This window comes from Serpentinimonas maccroryi (assembly GCF_000828915.1).
In the GTDB taxonomy this organism is placed as follows: domain Bacteria; phylum Pseudomonadota; class Gammaproteobacteria; order Burkholderiales; family Burkholderiaceae_C; genus Serpentinimonas; species Serpentinimonas maccroryi.
Map to the genome: position 1 here is coordinate 806,451 of NZ_AP014569.1, position 19,539 is coordinate 825,989.

Sequence of the window (19,539 nt, forward strand, 5' to 3'; positions counted from 1 at the left end):
TGGTTTAAGGGCTTGTGGGGGCGGCAAGCGACTTATTCGGGCTTTGCTGCGCCCTTGGCCGCCGCCAGCGCCGCACCCAGCAGCGCCAGCCCTTCGTCGAGCAGGGCATCGGAGGCGGTGAGCGGCACCAAGATGCGGATCACGTTGGCGTACAGGCCACACGAGAGCAGCACCAGCCCGCGCGCCAGCGCTTCGGCACAGACGCGGCGTGTGAGTTCGGGGTCGGGCTGGCGCTGGCTGGGGTGGGAGGCGGGGTGTGCGGCGGAATGTGCAGCGGGCTCGGGCGCAAACAGCTCGATCGCCAGCATGGCCCCTAGGCCGCGCACATCGCCGATTTCGGGGTGCAGCGCTGCCAGCGCCTGCAAGCCGGCGCGCAGCCGCGCTCCCACGGCTTGCGCGCGCGGCAACAGCTGCTCTTGCTCGAACACATCGAGCACCGCCAGCGCGGCCGCGCAGGCCAGCGGGTGCCCGGCGTAGGTGCCGCCCAAGCCGCCGGGGGCGGGGGCGTCCATCAGGTCGGCGCGGCCGATCACGGCCGACAGCGGAAAGCCGCCAGCCATCGACTTGGCCATGGTGATCAGGTCGGGGCAGGCCTGCGGCCCCCACTGCTCGCACGCCAGCCAGGTGCCGGTGCGGCCGGCGCCGGTCTGGATTTCGTCGGCGATGAGCACGATGCCGTGCTGGTCGCACAGCGCGCGCAGGGCTTGGGCAAACTCGGGTGGGGCCACGTAAAAGCCGCCTTCGCCCTGCACCGGCTCGAGGATGATGGCGGCCACGCGCGCGGGCTCGAGGTCGTACTTGAACAGGTGGTCGAGCGAGCGCAGCGCGTCGGCCACGCTCACGCCGTGCAGCGGGTTGGGGAATTCGGCGTGGTAAATCTCGGCCGGAAAAGGCCCAAAGCCGCTTTTGTAGGGCGCCACCTTGCCGGTGAGCGCCATCCCGAGCAGGGTGCGGCCATGAAAGCCGCCGCCAAAGGCGATCACCGCCGAGCGCTTGGTGGCGGCGCGCGCGATCTTGACCGCGTTTTCAACCGCCTCGGCCCCGGTGGAAAGGAAAAAGGCTTTTTTGGCAAAGTCTCCCGGCGCGAGGGCAATCAGGCGCTCGGCCAGTTCCACGTAGGGCTCGTAGGCCAGCACCTGAAAGCAGGTGTGGTGGTACTGGTCGAGCTGCGCCTTGACCGCCTGCACGATGCGCGGGTGCCGGTGCCCGGTGTTGAGCACGGCGATGCCGCCCGCAAAGTCGATGTAGCGCTGGCCTTGCACGTCCCAGACTTCGGCGTTGTCGGCGCGCTCGACGAACACCTCGTAGGTCTGGCCCAGCCCAGCGGGCAGGGCGGCGCGGCGGCGCGCCATCAGCGCGGCGTTGGTGGCTGGGGTGGTGGGGGTGGCGGGTGCGGTGCTGGACGGGGTGTTCATGCGGGGTTGCGGGTGGAGCGGTGGTCGGGGCTGCGGGTCGGGCTGCGGACGGGTCGCGATTCGCAAGGGCGGCGTGCGCTCGGGCAGAGGGGCCTCAAACGTCCCAAGTCGAGCCGTGTTCGGGCACCAGCGCGCTCCAGCGCAGCTCGGTTTCGATGCGGCGGCGCAGCGTGTCGGCGGCCTCGGGTTCGCCGTGGATGACAAAGGCGCGTTGCGGCTGGCCGGGAATGGCGCGCAGCCAGTTCAGCAGCTGCGGCGCGTCGGCGTGCGCCGACGAGGCGTGCAGTTGCAGCACCTCGGCGCGCACCGGCCAGTCTTGGCCGTGGATGCGCAGGCTGCTGCCACCCTGGGCAAGCGTGGCCCCGCGCGTGCCGGCGGCCTGAAAGCCGGTGAGCAGCACCAAGTTGCGGTGGTCGCCCAAATACAACTGCAGGTGGTGCAGCACGCGGCCACCGGTGGCCATGCCGCTGGCCGACAGGATGATTTTCGGGCCGTGCTGGCGCGCAATGGCCTTCGACTGGTCGGCGCTGCGCGTCATGGTGGCGGCGCGCGCCATGGCGCTGCATTCGGCCGCGCTCAGGCGATGCTCGCCCAAGTGCTGGGTAAACAGTTCGGTGCTCTCGATCGCCATCGGGCTGTCGAGGTACACCGGCAGCGATGCGGGAATGCGCCCCTGTTGCTTGAGCACGACGATGGCGTGCAGCAGCGCCTGCGCGCGCCCGACCGCAAACACCGGGGCGACCACGGTGCCGCCCCGTGCCGCCACGCGCTGCAGCGGCGCGGCCATTTCATCGACCAGGTTCTCGCTGGGGTGCTCGCGGTTGCCGTAGGTGGATTCGACGAACACCGCATCCGCCCCCGGTGGGGCTTCGGGCGGGAACATGAGCAGGTCGTCGCAGCGCCCGAGGTCGCCGGAAAACAGCAGCCGCCGCCCCCCGACTTCGAGGTACAGGCTGGAAGCGCCCAAAATATGTCCGGCCCCATGAAAACGCGCCTGCCAGCCCGGCAGCGGCTCGAACAAGCGCAGTGGCGCTACGCTGTGCAGCTGCTTGAGGCACTTGCGCGCGTCTTGCTCGGTGTAGAGCGGCAGCGCCGGCTGGTGTTTGGAAAAACCCTTGCGGTTGGCGAACTGGGCGTCTTCTTCTTGGATGTGGCCGCTGTCGGGCAGCAGGATGCGGCACAGGTCGCGCGTGCCCGGCGTGCACCAGACCGGGCCGCGGTAGCCCTGGCGCACCAGCAGCGGCAGGTAGCCGCTGTGGTCGAGGTGCGCGTGCGTGAGGGCCACGGCGTCGATGCCGCCAAGCGCCACGGGCAGTGCGGCCCAGTTGCGCAGCCGCAACTGCTTATAGCCCTGAAACAGGCCGCAATCGACCAGCAGGCTTCGGCCCGCGTGCTGCACCAAAAACTTGGAGCCGGTGACCGTGCCGGCGCCGCCCAGGAAAGTGACTTGGACGCTCATGCGCCCATTTGATCACAAAATCAGGAGAAAAACGCCTTGGCTTTCTCGAACCAGCCCTTGTCGTTCGGGCTGTGTTTGTTGCCGTTTTTCTGGAACGATTCGTCGAGCTCGCGCAGCAGCCGGCGCTGGTGTTCGGTGAGCTTGACCGGGGTTTCGACATTCACGTGGCAGTACAGATCGCCCGGGTAGCTCGAGCGCACGCCCTTGATGCCGCGCCCGCGCAAGCGAAAGGTCTTGCCGTGCTGGGTGCCTTCGGGGATGTCGATGTTGGCTTTGCCGGTCAGCGTGGGCACGGCGATCTCGCCGCCCAGCGCGGCGGTGGTGATGCTCACCGGCACGTGGCAGTGCAGGTCGTCGCCCTCGCGCTCGAACAAGTCGTGCTTGCGCAGCCGGATTTCGATGTACAGATCGCCCGCCGGGCCGCCGTTGCGTCCGGGTTCGCCGTTGCCGCTGGAGCGGATGCGCATGCCGTCGTCGATGCCGGGTGGGATCTTGATTTCGAGCTTTTTGAACTTCTTAACCTTGCCTTGGCCACCGCAGGCGGTGCAGGGCTCGGGGATGATCTTGCCGCTGCCGTGGCAGTGCGGGCAGGTTTGCTGCACGCTGAAAAAACCCTGCCGCATTTGCACCACGCCAGCGCCGTTGCAGGTCGGGCAGGTTTTGACGCTGGTGCCCGGCTTGGCGCCGCTGCCGTTGCAGGTGCCGCAGTCGTCCCAGCTCGGGATGCGGATTTCGGCGTCTTTGCCGTTGGCGGCTTCTTCGAGCGTGACCTCCATCGCGTACGACAGATCGCTGCCGCGATAGACCTGCCGCCCGCGCCCGGCGCCGGCGCGTTGGCCGCCAAAAATATCGCCAAAAATGTCACCAAAGGACTCGGAAAAGCCGCCAAAACCTTCGGTCCCGCCACCGGGGCCGCGCATGTTTGGATCGACGCCGGCGTGGCCATACTGGTCGTAGGCGGCGCGCTTTTGCGCATCGCTCAGCATCTCGTAGGCCTCTTTGGCCTCTTTGAATTTTTCTTCGGCCGCCTTGGCCGCTGCACCCTGATTGCGGTCGGGGTGGTGCTTCATCGCCAGCTTGCGATAGGCTTTTTTGATGTCTTCGTCGCTGGCGCTCTTGGGCACGCCCAGGATCTCGTAAAAATCGCGTTTGGCCATTTGGGTACCCGGTTGGTCATGCAGCGCAAACGCCGCGCCCGGGCGGTGGAGGCCCTGAGTCGCGGCGGCGCGCCTGCTGCGTGGCCGCGCTCGGGGCGCGGCACTACAGCGATGGATCAATCCTTCTTGACTTCTTTCACTTCGGCGTCGATCACGTCGCTGTCGGCGGCAGAGCGCGAACCACCCGCGCCCGCTGCGTCGCCGCCAGCGCCGGCCGCACCCGCGGCCCCTGCCGCCGCTGCGCTGGCTTGCTGGTCGGCGTACATTTTCTCACCCAGCTTCTGGCTCGCGCTCATCAGGTCGGCGCTGCGGGCTTCGATGGCGGCCTTGTCCTCGCCCTTGACGGCTTCTTCAACCGCCTTGATCGAGGCTTCGATCGACTCTTTTTCGGCCGCCTCGAGCTTGTCGCCGTACTCTTTCAGGCTCTTGCGCACCGAACTGACCAAGGCGTCGGCTTGGTTGCGCGCCTGCACCAGTTCCACTTTTTTGTGGTCTTCGGCGGCGTTGAGCTCGGCGTCTTTGACCATGCTCTGGATTTCGGCCTCGGTCAGGCCCGAGTTGGCCTTGATCGTGATTTTGTTCTCTTTGCCGGTGCCTTTGTCTTTGGCGCCCACGTGCAAAATGCCGTTGGCGTCGATGTCAAAGCTCACCTCGATCTGCGGCAGGCCGCGCGGTGCCGGCGGGATGCCCTCGAGGTTGAACTCGCCCAGCAGCTTGTTGCCGGCGGCGATCTCGCGCTCGCCCTGAAACACCTTGATCGTCACCGCCGGCTGGTTGTCGTCGGCGGTGGAGAACACCTGCGCAAACTTGGTCGGGATGGTGGTGTTCTTGCTGATCATCTTGGTCATCACGCCGCCCATGGTCTCGATGCCCAGCGACAGCGGCGTGACGTCGAGCAGCAGCACGTCGGTGCGCTCGCCCGAGAGCACCTGGCCCTGGATCGCAGCGCCCACGGCCACCGCCTCGTCGGGGTTGACGTCTTTGCGCGGCTCTTTGCCAAAGAACTCTTTGACCTTTTCTTGCACCCGGGGCATGCGCGTCATGCCGCCGACCAGAATCACGTCGTCGATCTGGCCCACGCTCACGCCCGCGTCTTTGATGGCGGTGCGGCACGGCGCGATGGTGCGCTCGATCAGCTCATCGACCAGCGCTTCGAGCTTGGCGCGGGTGAGCTTGATGTTGAGGTGCCGCGGGCCCGAGGCGTCGGCGGTGATGTAGGGCAGGTTGAGGTCGGTCTGGGTCGAGTTGGAGAGCTCGATCTTGGCCTTCTCGGCCGCTTCCTTGAGGCGCTGCAGCGCCAGCACGTCTTTGGTCAGATCGACGCCTTGTTCTTTCTTGAACTCGGTCACGATGTAGTCGATGATGCGCTGGTCGAAGTCTTCGCCACCCAAGAAGGTGTCGCCGTTGGTCGAGAGCACTTCGAACTGTTTTTCGCCGTCGAGGTCGGCGATCTCGATGATCGAGATGTCGAAGGTGCCGCCGCCCAAGTCGTAAACCGCGATCTTGCGGTCGCCCTTGCCGTGCTTGTCGAGGCCAAAGGCGAGCGCGGCGGCGGTGGGTTCGTTGATGATGCGCTTGACATCGAGCCCGGCGATGCGCCCGGCGTCTTTGGTGGCTTGGCGCTGGCTGTCGTTGAAGTAGGCCGGCACCGTGATCACGGCTTCGGTGACGCTTTCGCCGAGGTAGTCTTCGGCGGTTTTCTTCATCTTGCGCAAAATTTCGGCGCTCACCTGCTGTGCTGCCAGCTTCTTGCCGCGCACCTCCACCCAAGCGTCGCCGTTGTCGGCGCGCACGATGCTGTAGGGCATCAGACCGATGTCTTTTTGCACCTCTTTTTCTTCAAACTTGCGCCCGATCAGGCGCTTGACGGCATAGACCGTGTTCTTGGGGTTGGTCACGGCCTGGCGCTTGGCCGAGGCGCCAACCAGAATCTCGCCGTCATCTTGATAGGCGACGATGGAGGGCGTGGTGCGCGCGCCCTCGCTGTTTTCGATCACGCGCGTGCTGTTGCCTTCCATGACCGAGACGCACGAGTTGGTGGTGCCCAGATCGATGCCGATGATTTTGCCCATGTGTGGCTCCTAGAGTCTGAAAATGCTGAAATAAAAACGACTGCGGCGCAGATGTGGCCGATGGGCCGGATTTCAAGCGCTGCGGTTTGGCGATCTCGTTTTGGGGTATGAAAAACGGCTTATTTGGGCGCCGTGACCGTGACCATGGCCGGGCGCAGCACGCGCTCGGCGATCAAGTAACCTTTTTGCAGCACCGCCACCACGGTGTTGGGCTCTTGCCCGGGGGCCGCCACCACGCCGATGGCTTGGTGCTGGTGCGGGTCGAAGCGCTTGCCGGCCTCGGGCGCGATCGGCTGCACCTTGTGGCGCGCCAGCGCGCTTTGCAGCTGCAGCAGCGTGGCCTCGGCCCCTTGGCGTATCTGCTGCGCCGTGGCCTCTTGCACCGCCAGCCCGGCTTCCAGGCTGTCAAGCACCGGCAGCAGGCTTTCGGCAAAGGCTTCGACGGCAAATTTGCGCACCTTGCTCACCTCATCGTCGGTGCGCCGGCGCAGGTTTTCCATCTCGGCTTTGCTGCGCAGGTACTGTTCGGCCAGTTCGGCATTTTGGGCTTGCAGGCGCGCCAGTTCCAGCGCTTGGTTGGTTTGCATGGCGGCAGCGTCAGCGGCGTCGGCGGCCGCAGCCGCCTCGGCCTCTTCGGGCGAAACCGGGGCGTCGGCGGCGCTGGGCGCAGGGGCGGTGGGCTCGGGGCGTTGGTAGGTGGGGTCTGAATGGGCTGACATGGCGGCTGGTGCGAGGGGGTGTTGCGCGCGGCGCGGCTTTGGTACAAGTAAAAGGTCAGAGCGAAAACTCAGATTTGAGTATGGGGCGCTGGATCGCGCTTTCAAGGGCTGGTGGGCAAAAAAATCTGCCCGGTGCGGGCGGGTTGGCCTAGAAGGGGCGCCAGTACTCAAGCCAGTTCGATGCGCAGGCTTTTGCCCAAGGCCTTCGCGGCGCTGGTGAGCGTGGTCAGCGTCAGGCTGGTGTCGGTCTCGTCCAGCAGCCGATTCAGCGCCGCCCGGCTGGTGTGCATCTTCTGCGCCAGCGCGGTCTTGCTCAAGTGCTGGGCTTTCATCTCTTGCGCGATCTGCCAAGCGACGACCCGCTTGATCGCCACGGCGGTGGCTTCTTCCAGCACCGCTTCGTCGACCAAGAAATCGTCAAAGCTGCTGCCGATGTGTGGGTTCATAATTCGCTCCTGAGTTGTTGCAAACGCCGCTTGGCGATGTCGAGTTCATCGGTGGGTGTGGCTTGTGATTTCTTGATGAAGCCATGCAGCAACACCATCGTTTGGCCGACGACGGTGAACAAGACGCGGGCGATCCGATCTGCGAGGTGCGCCCGAAGCTCCCATAAGTCTTTGGCCAGTTTGCGCACCAAAGGCATCCCCAGCGGCCAGCCGAACTGCACCGTCTTGATGTCCGCGCCGATGCTGCGCCGCTCAGCGGCTGGCAAGGACTTGAGCCACTCGCGCACAGGCTCATTGCCGCTGCTTGAAGCAAAAAAGCGGACATCCAAGATGGGCTGAATCATGGCCTTGAGTGTATCAAAATTGGTACAGAAAAACAGCGGAAAACCGTCATCAGCCCACGATTTCCTTGCACGCGCTGGCGGCGGCGGGCGAGCTGGGTACGCTCTTGCTTAGGCGTCCTGCGGCCGCAATGGCGCTGCGAGCGCACCCAGCCCACCCGCCGCCGCCCGGCTATGATGCGCGGCGCACACCAAAGTCTGACCCATGCCGACCGACCACGCCCACCCGATCGACTGGCCCGCCGCCTCCAGCCCCATGCTGCACATCGAGGCCGGGGTGGCCACCCTTACCTTGAACCGCCCGGCGCAGCGCAACAGCTTGAGCGATGCCGATTTGCAGGTGCTCCTGCAACACTTAGACAGCATCGAGGCCGATGCAGCGGTGCGCGTGCTGGTGCTGGCGGCGCGGGTGCAGCCGCAGCGGCCGGTGTTCAGCGCCGGCTACCACATGGGCGGCTTTGAGGCCGATGCCAGCCAAGGGCCGCAGGGCTTTGAGCGCGTGTGCGCGGCGCTGGCGCGCGCGCGCACGGTGACGCTGTGCGCCCTCAACGGCAGCGTCTATGGTGGCGCCACCGATTTGGCGCTGGCGTGCGATTTCCGGCTCGGGGTGCAGGGCATGGAGCTGCGCATGCCGGCGGCCGCGCTCGGGCTGCACTACTGCGCCGGCGGCTTGCAGCGCTTTGTGGCGCGGCTCGGGCTGGGTGCAGCGCGGCGCATATTCTTGCTGGCGCAACCCTTGAGCGCCGACGAACTGCTGCGCCTAGGCTACCTCGATGCCTTGGTGGCACCCGAGGCGCTGCCCACCGAGGTGGCGCGCTGGTGCCACAACCTGGTGCAACTGGCTCCACTGGCGCTGCAAGGCATGAAGCAAAGCCTGCAAGAAATCGCCTTGGGCGAGCACAACGCCACCGCATGGCGCGAACGCGAAGCCCATACCCAGCGCAGCGCCGACTTTGCCGAAGGGCGCGCCGCCTTTGCGCAGCGGCGCCCAGCGGTGTTTCTGGGGCGCTGAACGCCACCGGGCCGCACCTGCGGCCGCTTCAGCCCGACTCCGTCTGCTGGCGGACGGTTGTCGCCCGAAAAACCGGCGGTCTGGATTGGGTAGCGCGCGCAAGGGTTGCTGCGGGTCAAGCGCCCAGCAGGCGGCGCGCAAGCACGGATGGCATGTCACGGCGTCCGTCGGCAATCAGGTAAACGATGACCTGGCTGCATGTGACACGGTCAATCAGGCGATACGGCTTGAAAATGGTCTGGCGGGATTCTTTGCTGCCTCCTCCTCAAACGATGTAGGTATGGACGAGGCCGATGGCGGCGCAGGCGCCGATCACTTTAATGACGTCCTGCTTGTACTTCCACAGCGCGATGAAGGCCGCCACCGAGATCAGTGCGTAGAACCACTCGAAGCCGCCGGAGAACGGCGCGACCTCGGTGGCATGGGGGAAGAACACGTACCAGCTGAAAATGAGCGCCAAGTTGAGGATCACGCCCACCACGGCGGCGGTGATGCCGGTGAGCGGCGCGGTGAACTTCAGGTCGCCATGGGTGGATTCCACCAGTGGGGCACCGGCCAAGATGAACACGAAGCTGGGCAGAAAGGTGAAGAAGGTGGCCACCGAGGCGCCCGCGAAGCCGGCCAGCAGCAAGGCATCCGGCCCGAAGATCTCCTTGGTCCAGGCGCCGACGAAGCCGACGAAGGACGCCACCATGACGAGCGGCCCCGGCATGGTCTGAACCAAGGCCAGGCCGTCGATCATCTGGGTGCCGGTGAGCCACTGGTAGTGTTCCACGCCGCCCTGATAGACGAAGGGCAGCACCGCGTAGGCGCCGCCGAAGGTGACCAGCGCGGCCTTGGTGAAGAACTCGCCCATGTCGTTCAGGGTGCCGGCCGGCAGCATCAACATGGCCGCAGTCCAGAGCGCCAGCGCCACCACCAGGAGGGTGATGAGATAGGACCAGCGAAAGCGCGTATGGGCGATGGGCGGCGTGTCGTCGTCGATCAGCGCCGGGCCGTATTGCTTGTTGCTGGCGCCGTGGCCGCCGCCCACCTTGAACTTGTCCGGCATGAGCTTGCCGCCCAAGGCGCCCAGCAGTCCTGCTGCTAGGACGATGTAGGGGAAGGGAATCTTCAAGGCGAAGATGGCGATGAACGACAACGCGGCCATGGCCCACAGCACGTAGTTCTTCAGCGCGCGCGAGCCGATGCGCCAAGCGGCGAACGCCACGATGGCCACCACCGCCGGCTTGATGCCATTGAACACCCCCTGCACAAAGGTGAGGTCACCGAAGACCAGGTAGACGTAGGTGAGCGCCGCCAGGATGAAGAAAGATGGCAGCACGAACAGGACACCGGCGACGATGCCCCCCCAGGTGCGGTGCAGCAGCCAGCCGATGTAAATGGCGAGTTGCTGCGCCTCAGGACCGGGCAGCAGCATGCAGTAGTTGAGCGCATGCAGGAAACGGTGTTCGGAGATCCAGCGGCGTTTCTCCACCAGCTCCTGATGCATGATGGCGATCTGCCCGGCGGGGCCGCCGAAGCTGATGAAGCCGAGCTTGAGCCAGTATAAGAAGGCCTCCCGGAACGTGGGGTGGGCAGGGCGCAACTGCGCGGTGTGTGCTGTGGTCTGATCGTTCACGTGGTCTTGTCCTCGTAACTCTTGAGTAGCCAGTCAAAAACTTCGCACGCGCGGGCAAGCAGTGTGTCGTCGTCGGGTTCAGATGCCCGCAAGCCGGCGAGCAGCGATTCGATGCCCAGCGCTTCCGCGACCGGGAGTCCCCCCACATCCAGGCAATGCACGAGCTCGCCCAGACGTACCAGCGCGGGGGCGGAATCAAGTCCGAAACTCGCCAGCAGCGTCTCGAAGGTGACCTTGGAGCCCACGTGGCTGAAGGCCGTGCCGTCGAAATCGAAGCCGAGCCAGCCGTCCCGGCAGTCGGCCGGCGAGCCGAGCCAGACGATGCGCGCGTCCGAGTCGATGAACCGCCGGATCAGCCAGGCCGAAGCGAGTCGGTCCACCCACGGACGCGCCCGCGTGGCCCAGGTCCGGCCTTGATAATCGGCGCGGTTCAGCCGCGGAATGTCCGCCTGCCGGGCGGTCGGCTCGTCGGCAGACACGCGACGGGTGATCGCGTCGCGCAGGTCGTCCAGCAGGCTCAAAGTCTGCCGCTGCGCCTCGCCTGGGAAGAAGTCGATGCGCGTCACCTGCTCGAAGCGGCGCACAAGCGGCTGGAGCTTGCGCGCGGCAGCTGCGACATCCAGGGAAGCCTGGCTCCGTCCGAGCTCTTTGATCTCCTCGGCGATGCAGGCGTACTCCGCGCCCCGGTCGAACAGGGCGCGCAGCGCGGCCTCCTGGGCTTCGTCACACCCCGAGAGTCGATAGACCTCGCCGCTGCCACCCACTTCCAACGCCTGCGCCGCCACTTCGTCCAGCGTCGCAGCACGGTCTGCCGAGTCGGGCAGCAGATAGACCCCGTCGCGCAACGTCGCTCAGCCCAGCGCTTTGACAGAACGCCAGACGCGCATGCGGCCGGTCGATGCCTTGGTGGGCAGGCTGACGAAAAGAGCGAGGTGGCTCAAGGAAGGCTCCTTGGTTGATTGTCGGTGCACTGTGTATTATGTTACAGCTTGTTATATATCCAACAATTATGCTGGGGGCAATTTAAGGCATGGGTCTGGAGTCACCTAGCACCGTGCAAGACGCCACTACTAGGCTTGTAGGCTTGTCGCGCAGAATCCGTTCGCGCGGATTCATGGGCAGGCGAGATCAGGCGGCTGCTCTTGCATTGGAGCGGAGGGGCTGCGGCCAGGTTGTCCCCTGCGCCAACCGGATATTCCCCCGTGGGGACGAAAGGCGGATTCGTGCCCCCGATATTCAGCGCCTGTTCGAACATTTGCACCAGCGCATCAAAAAATGCCTGCGTCACGGGCCGTGCAGAAAAAACTTGTTGTCCTTGCTGGCGGCGTACAGGTCTTGCACCAGCCCCAGCACCTGATCGGGCGCCATCTGCTTGAGCAGCCGGTCTAAGTCGCTTTCGAAGGCTCTAGGGTGCTCCCTGTGGATCGTGAATTCATGGGGATAGCCTGAATGATGCCAATTAGCGAGATCGTTCTGTGAAAGTGCTCAAGCCAGTTCGATGCGCAGGTTTTTGCCCAAGGCCTTCGCAGCGCTGGTGAGCGTCGTCAGCGTCAGGCTGGTGTCGGTCTCGTCCAGAAGCCGATTCAGCGCCGCCCGGCTGGTGTGCATCTTCTGCGCCAGCGCGGTCTTGCTCAAGTGCTGGGCTTTCATCTCTTGCGCGATCTGCCAAGCGACGACCCGCTTGATCGCCACGGATCAGCCCACGATTTCCTCGCGCGCTGGCGGCGGCGGGCGGGCCGGATACGCTCTTGCGGCCACGCCCCCGGCACCGTCTACCGTGCCAACGCCTTGAGCGTGTTCTGACCCTGCGGGCAAACTTGAAGGATCAGGTCGCGCGCGGCGTGCTGGGTGAGGGTGCTGGGGCGTTGGGCGCTGCAGGCCAGCGCGACCGGTATGCGCAGTGCCGGCGGGCCGATCGCACGCATGGCAAAGGCCGCAGGCCGGCCCGATGCCGCCACCGCATGGCGCGGCAACACGGCGCAGCCCAAGCCGTCGGCAACCAGATCGAGAATGGCGGCAACGCCGTCGATCTCGAGCGCGATGCGCGGGCGCAGGCCGAGCTTGGCCAGTTCCACCTCCACGTGCATGCGCAGCGCGTTGGGGCGGGTGGGTATGAGCAGCGGCAGCTGGGCCAGTTCGGCCAAGGGCAGCGGGGCAGGGTGCAGGGAAAGGTTCGGTGAACTTGCACCTGACGGCGCATGGGGCTCAGCCTCGGGGTGGGCTTGCACCAGCATCAGCTCTTCGTCGAACAGGGGTTGCAACTCAAGCTCGGGCAGCGGCTGCGCGTTGTAGAGCAGCGCCAGATCCAGCCGGCCATTGAGCAGCGCGTCTTGCATGCTCACCGACAGCCCCTCGGTGATCGAGAGCCGGGCTTGCGGCAGTTGCTGGCGAAAGCGGCGCGTGAGCGGCACCGCAACCAGCCGCGCCAGCGAAGGCGGCAACCCGATGGCGACCCGCCCGGCCAAGGTGCCGCGCACCCGACCGAGCTCTTCGCGCGCCCGCTCCACCTGGTGCAGGATGCCGCGCCCGTGCTCGAGCAGCAGTTGCCCGGCTTCGGTGGGCACCGCGCCGCGGCCGTTGCGCAGCAGCAGGCTTTGGCGCAGCTCCACTTCGAGCAGCCGCACCTGCCGGCTCAAAGCCGGTTGCGCCACTTGCAGCGCCGCAGCGGCCTTGGTGAAGCTGCCCAATTCCGCGACGCGGACGAAGTAGCCGAGTTGTTTCAAGTCCATAGGCAGATTTTAGATAGCCTTCAGCCTGAAATGCCAATTTTTTATATCAGCTAGCGCCGCACGCCCGCTTGCCGGCACCGCCCGTGCGCAACATAATCGACCTCGATACACATTCAGCCTTCACCCCCCTGCGCACACCCTCTGCCCATGGCGCAAACCATTCGCGCGATTTCTTCGATGGCCACCCGGCTGCTGCTGGCCGATTTGGCGCGCGACTATCAGGCCCAATCGGGGCTGGAGCTGCGGCTCGAGTCGGTCGGGGGTGTCGATGCGGCGCGCCGGGTGCAAGCAGGCGAGGCCTTCGACGCGGTGCTGCTGGCTGCCGATGCGATCGAGCGCCTGATCGCCAGCGGCCACGTGCGCCCCGACAGCCGGATCGACTGGGTGCGCAGCCCGGTGGCGCTGGCGGTGCGCGCCGGTGCGCCGCAGCCCGACGTGGGCAGCGAAGCGGCGCTGCGCCAGGCGGTGCAGGCGGCGCGCAGCCTCGGAGTTTCTACCGGGCCCAGCGGCACGGCGCTGCTTGAGCTGTTCGAGCGCTGGGGCCTGCTGGAGGCGCTGCGCCCGCGCATCATCACGCCGCCACCCGGGGTGCCCGTGGGCAGCTTGGTGGCCAGCGGCGAAGTGGAGCTGGGTTTCCAGCAGCTGAGCGAATTGCTGCCGCTGCCGGGCATCGCCCTGCTGGGCACCCTGCCGCCGGGTTGCGCGATTGAAACCGTTTTTTCCGCTGGGGTGTGCGCGACCAGCGCGCAGCCCGATGCCGTGCGCGCCTGTTTGCAGTTTTTGGCCTCACCGGCCAGCGCCGACTGCAAGCGCCGCCACGGCATGATGCCGCTTTGAGCCCAGCTTTCGCCAAACCCGCCCATCCCCCCACACCCCCAATACCGCCCGCCGACCATGCCCCCCAACCCAACGCGCCCACCCCTGATCATCGACGTCCACGGCCACTACACCACCGCGCCGCCGGCGCTCGGGGCTTGGCGCGATTTGCAGATGGCTGCCCTCAAAGACCCGTCTATCGTGGCCGACCCCAAGGCGCTGAAGATCAGCGACGACGAAATCCGCGAGACCATCGAGCTCAACCAGTTGGCCAAGATGCGCGAGCGCGGCAGCGACCTGACCCTCTTTAGCCCGCGCGCCAGCTTCATGGCGCACCACGTGGGCGATCTGCGCACCTCGTCCGACTGGGCTGCTATCTGCAACGAACTGTGCGCGCGCGTGAGCCAGCTGTACCCCCAGCACTTCGTGCCGGTGGCCATGCTGCCGCAGTCGCCTGGCGTCGATCCCGCCACCTGCATCCCCGAGCTCGAGCGCTGCGTGCGCGACTACGGCTGCGTGGGCATCAACCTCAACCCAGACCCCTCCGGCGGGCACTGGAACAGCCCGCCTCTGACCGACCGCCACTGGTACCCGATCTACGAAAAAATGGTCGAGCACGAGCTGCCGGCCATGATCCACGTCAGCACCAGTTGCAACGCTTGCTTCCACACCACCGGCGCGCACTACATCAACGCCGACACCACCGCCTTCATGCAACTGCTCCAAGGCGATCTGTTTGCCGACTTCCCCACCCTCAAGTTCCTCATCCCGCACGGTGGCGGGGCCGCGCCCTACCACTGGGGCCGCTACCGGGGCCTGGCGCAGGAGCTGAAAAAACCGCTGCTGCAACAGCACCTGCTGGGCAACGTGTTTTTTGATACCTGCGTCTATCACCAGCCGGGCATCGATTTGCTGACCAAAGTCATCCCGGTGGACAACATCCTGTTTGCCAGCGAGATGATCGGCGCCGTGCGCGGCATCGACCCCGAAACCGGCCACCACTACGACGACACCAAGCGCTACGTGGCGGCCACGCCCAACCTCACCGAGGAGCAGCGCTTCAAGGTCTTTGAGGGCAACGCGCGCCGGGTGTTCACGCGCCTAGACGCGGCCCTCAAGCAGAAAGGACTGTGAGATGTACGAACTTGGCGTCGTTTACCGCCACATCAGCCGCGCCGACCGGGCCGTTGCCGACCAACTGGCCGCCCTGGGTTCGGCCACCGTGCACGAGGCCATGGGCCGCGTGGGCCTGATGAAGCCCTACATGCGCCCCATCCAGCAAGACGTGCATGTGTCCGGCACGGCGGTGACCGTGCTGCTGCAACCCGGCGACAACTGGATGATGCACGTGGCCGCCGAGCAGTTGCAGCCCGGCGACATCGTGGTGGCCACTGTCACCGCCGATTGCAGCGACGGCTACTTCGGCGACCTGCTGGCCAGCAGCTTCATGGCGCGCGGCGCACGCGGCCTGATCATCGAAGCCGGGGTGCGCGACACCAAGACCCTGCGCGAGATGCGGTTCCCGGTGTGGAGCCGCTACGTGTCGTCCAAGGGCACCATCAAGGCCACGCCGGGTTCGGTGAACATCCCCATCGTGTGCGCCGGCGCCTACGTGACGCCGGGCGATGTGATCGTGGCCGACGACGACGGCGTGGTCTGCGTGCCCAAGACCCTGGCGGCGAAAACGCTAGCCGAGGCACAGAAGCGCGAAGCCAACGAAGGCGCCAAGCGCGACCAGCTGGCGGCTGGGGTGCTGGGGCTGGACATGTACAAAATGCGCGAGCCATTGGCGGCGGCCGGGTTGCGGTATGTGGATTGAGCCGCCCCTGGAGCAGCACCCATGAGCAAACCCACCTCGGGTGACTACACCAAAACCCCCGGCTGGCTCGACTGGTTCACCGGCCCCAGCAAGCCACGGTTCCAGTTGCCGCCCGGCAGCGTGGACGCCCACTGCCACGTCTTCGGCCCCGGCGCGCACTTTCCCTACGCACCCGAGCGCAAATACACCCCCTGCGACGCCAGCAAAGAGCAACTGTTTGCCCTGCGCGACCACTTGGGCTTTGCGCGCAACGTGATCGTGCAAGCCACCTGCCACGGCGCCGACAACCGCGCCTTGGTGGATGCCTGCCTGGCCAGCGGCGGCATGGCGCGCGGCGTGGCCACGGTGCGGCGCAGCGTCACCGACGAGGAACTGCAAGCCCTGCATGAGGCTGGCGTGCGCGGGGTGCGCTTCAACTTCGTCAAGCGCTTGGTGGATTTCACGCCCAAGGACGAGCTGCTGGAGATCGCCGGTCGCATCGCCAAGCTGGGCTGGCACGTGGTCATCTACTTCGAGGCGGTCGATCTGCCCGAGCTGTGGGATTTCTTCACCAGCCTGCCCACCACCGTGGTGGTGGATCACATGGGCCGCCCCGATGTGCGCCTGCCCGTGGACGGGCCGCAGTTTGGGCTGTTCCTCCGGTTGATGCGCGAGCACCGCAACGTGTGGTGCAAAGTGAGCTGCCCCGAGCGACTCTCCTTGACGGGTCCGAATGCGCTCGACGGCGAACCGAATGCCTACCGCGACGTGGTGCCCTTTGCGCGCAAGGTGGTAGAGGAATTTCCCGACCGCGTGCTCTGGGGCACCGACTGGCCGCACCCGAACCTCAAAGACCACATGCCCGACGACGGCCTGCTGGTCGATTTCATCCCGCACATCGCACCCACACCCGAATTGCAGCGCCAGCTGCTGGTGGACAACCCGATGCGCCTCTACTGGGCAGATCAATGATGCCCCCACGCTTGTCGCTGCGCGCCTGCGCTGCCCCCCGAGGGGCTGCGAATCGCCTTGGGGCGGCCCGGCGGCGATTCATTTTTCCTTGAGGTGTACCTATGGCTCTGGACAAACCCTATCAAAACGTGCCCGGCACCATCATCTTTGATGCCGAGCAAAGCCGCAAAGGCTACTGGCTCAACCAGTTCTGCATGAGCCTGATGAAGGCCGAGAACCGCGAGCGCTTCAAGGCCGACGAGCGCGCCTACCTCGACGAGTGGCCCATGACCGAGGAGCAAAAACAGGCCGTGCTGGCGCGCGACCTCAACTGGTGCATGCGCACCGGCGGCAACATCTACTTTCTGGCCAAAATCGGCGCCACCGACGGCAAAAGCTTCCAGCAAATGGCCGGCTCCATGACCGGCATGAGCGAGCAGGAATACCGCGACATGATGGTCAAGGGCGGCCGCTCGATCCAAGGCAACCGCTACCCGGGCGAAGACGGCGACGCACAGCCCCACCGCCAACCGCAAGGGGCCGCCCACCAAACCCAGCAGAAAGGCAGCTGAACCATGGCCCGCATCACCGCCTCGGTCTATACCTCGCACGTGCCCGCCATCGGCGTGGCCATCGACCAGCACAAAACCCAAGAAGACTACTGGCAGCCGGTTTTCGCGGGCTACGAGCAGTCCAAGCAGTGGATACGAGAGAACCCGCCCGACGTCATCTTTCTGGTCTATAACGACCACGCCACCGCCTTCAGCCTCGACCTCATCCCCACCTTCGCCATCGGCACCGCGGCCCAATTTCAGCCCGCCGACGAAGGCTGGGGGCCGCGCCCGGTGCCGGTGGTCAAGGGGCACCCGGAACTGGCGGCGCACATCGCGCAGTCGGTCATCCAGCAGGACTTCGACCTCACCCTCGTCAACAAAATGGAGGTGGATCACGGCCTGACGGTGCCGCTGTCGCTGCTGTTCGGCGAGCGCGATCCGATCCAAGGCGCCTGGCCCTGCCCGGTGATCCCGTTCGCCGTCAACGTGGTGCAGTACCCGGCGCCCTCGGGGTGGCGCTGCTTTGCGCTCGGTCAGGCCATCCGCAAGGCCATCGAGAGCTACGACGCGCCGCTGAACGTGCAAATCTGGGGCACCGGGGGCATGAGCCACCAGTTGCAGGGCGCACGCGCCGGCCTGATCAACCGCGAGTGGGACCAAGCCTGGCTCGATCAAATGATCGCCGACCCGGCCGCCTGCGCCGCCAGGCCGCACATCGACTACGTGCGCGAGGCCGGCAGCGAAGGCATCGAACTGGTGATGTGGCTGATCGCACGCGGCGCCATGCCCGACGTGACCGACGGCCGCTCGATGGGCCCGCCGCCCCGCGTGCGCCACCGCTTTTATCACGTGCCCGCAAGCAACACGGCCGTTGGCCACTTGGTTCTAGAACCCGCCTGAAGGAAACCCCAGCCATGACCCTCAAAGTCGCCCTCGCCGGTGCCGGCGCATTCGGCATCAAGCACCTGGACGCCATCGCCAAAATCGATCAAGTCGAAGTCGTTTCGCTTATCAGCCGCGACCTGGAAAAAACCCGGCAAGTGGCCGCTCAGTACGGCATCGCGCACGTGGGCACCGAATTGGCCGATGCGCTCAAGCTCAAGGAAGTGGATGCCGTCATCCTGTGCACCCCGACGCAGATGCACGCCGAGCAAGCGCTGGCCTGCCTGCGGGCGGGCAAGCACGTGCAGGTCGAAATCCCGCTGGCCGACAGCCTCAAGGGCGCAGAGGCGGTGCTGGCCTTGCAGCAGCAGACCGGTCTGGTGGCGATGTGCGGCCACACGCGCCGTTTCAACCCCAGCCACCAGTACGTGCACCAGAAAATCGAGGCCGGGCAGTTCAACCTCCAGCAGATGGATGTGCAGACCTATTTTTTCCGGCGCAGCAACATGAACGCGCTCGGCCAGCCACGCAGCTGGACCGACCACCTGCTCTGGCACCACGCCGCGCACACGGTGGATTTGTTTGCTTGGCAGTGCGGCGCCCCCATCGTCAAAGCCAACGCCCTGCAAGGCCCGATCCACCCCCAGCTGGGCATAGCGATGGACATGTCGATCCAGCTCCTGGCCGCCAACGGCGCCCTCTGCACCCTGTCGTTGAGCTTCAACAACGACGGCCCGCTGGGCACCTTCTTTCGCTACATCGGCGACAGCGCCACCTACCTGGCGCGCTACGACGACCTGTACAACGGCAAGGACGAGAAGATCGACGTCAGCCAAGTCGATGTGTCGATGAACGGCATCGAGCTGCAAGACCGCGAGTTCTTCGCCGCCATCCGCGAAGGCCGCGAACCCAAAGCCAGCGTGGCCCAGGTGCTGCCGTGCTACCGCGTGCTGCACCAGTTGGAGCAGCAGTTGCAGGGCTAGGGCCTATAAACTTGCTGCAACGGGCTTGGGCCCAGACAAGCCCGGGGCGGTTGGATTTTTTAGTCGGCGCGCGGCAGCGGATGTACTGGCTCGCTGGGGTTGTGGCGCTCATAAACCTTTGGTCGTTGGTTCAAGTCCAATACAGCCTAGGAATAAATTGGTTTATAAATCATCGGCTTATTGCTTATTGCTTATTGCTTATTGCTTATTGCTTATTGCTTATTGCTTATTGCTTGTTCTGTTGACGCCACGGCTATTCACCATAGCCCCCGAGGTAACAGTTTCGGTACAGTGACGAGAACGACCAAGTGATCCTGAAAGCCAGCTGGGACTACGCCGGTTTCGACGCCGCCAAGCGCATCGGCCAGATCAAAGAGGCCTTGCGCACGGGCGACACGCTGAACCCGCAGCTCATCCACATCGAGCAGGTCAACGTGCAGATCAACCACCAGCCGGGCGGCGCCCAGATCAACGTGGGCACGCTGTGCGACGGCGCCCACCAGCAGCACCTTCAACGCGCGCTGGAGAGGCTGGTCAGCCAGTTGGTTTCTCACTATGCGGCATGAAAAAGGGCCAAGTTATGC

General features: G+C 65.6%; 19 protein-coding genes and 1 pseudogene. 9 read left to right on the forward strand and 11 right to left on the reverse strand.

Features of this window, described 5'->3' with window-relative positions; all coding sequences use genetic code 11:
- Positions 1 to 32: 32 nt before the first annotated feature.
- The 7 genes from gabT to SMCB_RS03870 form a co-directional block, all read right to left on the reverse strand.
- Positions 33 to 1,415, reverse strand: a complete 1,383-nt coding sequence (gene gabT, locus SMCB_RS03840; protein WP_045535196.1) for a 4-aminobutyrate--2-oxoglutarate transaminase — start codon at positions 1,413 to 1,415, stop codon at positions 33 to 35.
- A gap of 94 nt (positions 1,416 to 1,509) precedes the next feature.
- Positions 1,510 to 2,874 (reverse strand): MBL fold metallo-hydrolase RNA specificity domain-containing protein, encoded by a 1,365-nt coding sequence (locus SMCB_RS03845; RefSeq protein WP_045535198.1) that lies wholly within the window; start codon positions 2,872 to 2,874, stop codon positions 1,510 to 1,512.
- A gap of 20 nt (positions 2,875 to 2,894) precedes the next feature.
- Positions 2,895 to 4,031: a molecular chaperone DnaJ gene (gene dnaJ, locus SMCB_RS03850; protein WP_045535200.1), complete on the reverse strand. Its 1,137-nt coding sequence runs from the start codon at positions 4,029 to 4,031 to the stop codon at positions 2,895 to 2,897.
- A 116-nt stretch (positions 4,032 to 4,147) separates the two neighbouring features.
- Positions 4,148 to 6,103 carry a molecular chaperone DnaK gene (gene dnaK / locus SMCB_RS03855; protein WP_045535202.1) on the reverse strand — a complete coding sequence of 652 codons (1,956 nt, stop codon included), beginning with the start codon at positions 6,101 to 6,103 and terminating at the stop codon, positions 4,148 to 4,150.
- A gap of 119 nt (positions 6,104 to 6,222) precedes the next feature.
- Positions 6,223 to 6,822, reverse strand: coding sequence for a nucleotide exchange factor GrpE (grpE, locus tag SMCB_RS03860; protein WP_045535204.1), 600 nt, complete (start codon positions 6,820 to 6,822; stop codon positions 6,223 to 6,225).
- A 167-nt stretch (positions 6,823 to 6,989) separates the two neighbouring features.
- A complete protein-coding gene (locus tag SMCB_RS03865) occupies positions 6,990 to 7,268 on the reverse strand; it encodes an XRE family transcriptional regulator (RefSeq protein ID WP_045535206.1) in 279 nt (92 codons plus the stop codon).
- Positions 7,265 to 7,612, reverse strand: a complete 348-nt coding sequence (locus tag SMCB_RS03870) for a type II toxin-antitoxin system RelE/ParE family toxin (protein ID WP_045535208.1) — start codon at positions 7,610 to 7,612, stop codon at positions 7,265 to 7,267. The genes SMCB_RS03865 and SMCB_RS03870 overlap by 4 nt, the downstream gene beginning before the upstream one ends.
- Before the next feature lie 202 nt (positions 7,613 to 7,814).
- Between SMCB_RS03870 and SMCB_RS03875 the strand changes: the two genes are divergently transcribed.
- A complete protein-coding gene (locus tag SMCB_RS03875; protein ID WP_045535210.1) occupies positions 7,815 to 8,621 on the forward strand; it encodes an enoyl-CoA hydratase/isomerase family protein in 807 nt (268 codons plus the stop codon).
- A gap of 265 nt (positions 8,622 to 8,886) precedes the next feature.
- Here SMCB_RS03875 and chrA read toward each other — a convergent pair whose 3' ends face one another.
- The 4 genes and pseudogenes from chrA to SMCB_RS03895 all read right to left on the reverse strand — a co-directional run bounded on the left by chrA (position 8,887) and on the right by SMCB_RS03895 (position 12,971).
- Positions 8,887 to 10,242: a chromate efflux transporter gene (gene chrA / locus SMCB_RS03880; RefSeq protein ID WP_045535212.1), complete on the reverse strand. Its 1,356-nt coding sequence runs from the start codon at positions 10,240 to 10,242 to the stop codon at positions 8,887 to 8,889.
- A complete protein-coding gene (locus tag SMCB_RS03885) occupies positions 10,239 to 11,087 on the reverse strand; it encodes a chromate resistance protein ChrB domain-containing protein (protein ID WP_231851240.1) in 849 nt (282 codons plus the stop codon). The genes chrA and SMCB_RS03885 overlap by 4 nt, the downstream gene beginning before the upstream one ends.
- Before the next feature lie 640 nt (positions 11,088 to 11,727).
- Positions 11,728 to 11,937 (reverse strand): annotated as a pseudogene (locus SMCB_RS03890) (XRE family transcriptional regulator); the annotation flags it as partial.
- Between the two features lie 77 nt (positions 11,938 to 12,014).
- Positions 12,015 to 12,971 (reverse strand): LysR substrate-binding domain-containing protein, encoded by a 957-nt coding sequence (locus tag SMCB_RS03895; RefSeq protein WP_045535214.1) that lies wholly within the window; start codon positions 12,969 to 12,971, stop codon positions 12,015 to 12,017.
- Between the two features lie 147 nt (positions 12,972 to 13,118).
- Between SMCB_RS03895 and SMCB_RS03900 the strand changes: the two genes are divergently transcribed.
- From SMCB_RS03900 to SMCB_RS03935, 8 genes are all read left to right on the forward strand, one after another.
- Complete coding sequence (locus SMCB_RS03900) at positions 13,119 to 13,808, forward strand: substrate-binding domain-containing protein (RefSeq protein ID WP_171820278.1); 690 nt, start codon at positions 13,119 to 13,121, stop codon at positions 13,806 to 13,808.
- 84 nt (positions 13,809 to 13,892) lie between these two features.
- Complete coding sequence (locus tag SMCB_RS03905) at positions 13,893 to 14,921, forward strand: amidohydrolase family protein (protein ID WP_045537572.1); 1,029 nt, start codon at positions 13,893 to 13,895, stop codon at positions 14,919 to 14,921.
- Between the two features lies 1 nt (position 14,922).
- Entirely contained in the window at positions 14,923 to 15,606 is a 684-nt protein-coding gene (gene ligK, locus SMCB_RS03910; RefSeq protein WP_045535216.1) for a 4-carboxy-4-hydroxy-2-oxoadipate aldolase/oxaloacetate decarboxylase, read from the forward strand.
- A 21-nt stretch (positions 15,607 to 15,627) separates the two neighbouring features.
- A complete protein-coding gene (locus SMCB_RS03915) occupies positions 15,628 to 16,557 on the forward strand; it encodes an amidohydrolase family protein (protein ID WP_045535217.1) in 930 nt (309 codons plus the stop codon).
- A 101-nt stretch (positions 16,558 to 16,658) separates the two neighbouring features.
- A complete protein-coding gene (ligA, locus tag SMCB_RS03920) occupies positions 16,659 to 17,108 on the forward strand; it encodes a protocatechuate 4,5-dioxygenase subunit alpha (protein ID WP_045535219.1) in 450 nt (149 codons plus the stop codon).
- A gap of 3 nt (positions 17,109 to 17,111) precedes the next feature.
- A complete protein-coding gene (locus tag SMCB_RS03925) occupies positions 17,112 to 17,990 on the forward strand; it encodes a class III extradiol dioxygenase subunit beta (protein ID WP_045535223.1) in 879 nt (292 codons plus the stop codon).
- 14 nt (positions 17,991 to 18,004) lie between these two features.
- Positions 18,005 to 18,955, forward strand: coding sequence for a Gfo/Idh/MocA family oxidoreductase (locus tag SMCB_RS03930; RefSeq protein WP_045535225.1), 951 nt, complete (start codon positions 18,005 to 18,007; stop codon positions 18,953 to 18,955).
- Between the two features lie 308 nt (positions 18,956 to 19,263).
- The gene (locus SMCB_RS03935) at positions 19,264 to 19,521 is read left to right on the forward strand and encodes a hypothetical protein (RefSeq protein WP_045535227.1); all 258 of its coding nucleotides are present in this window, start codon (positions 19,264 to 19,266) and stop codon (positions 19,519 to 19,521) included.
- Positions 19,522 to 19,539 lie beyond the last annotated feature (18 nt).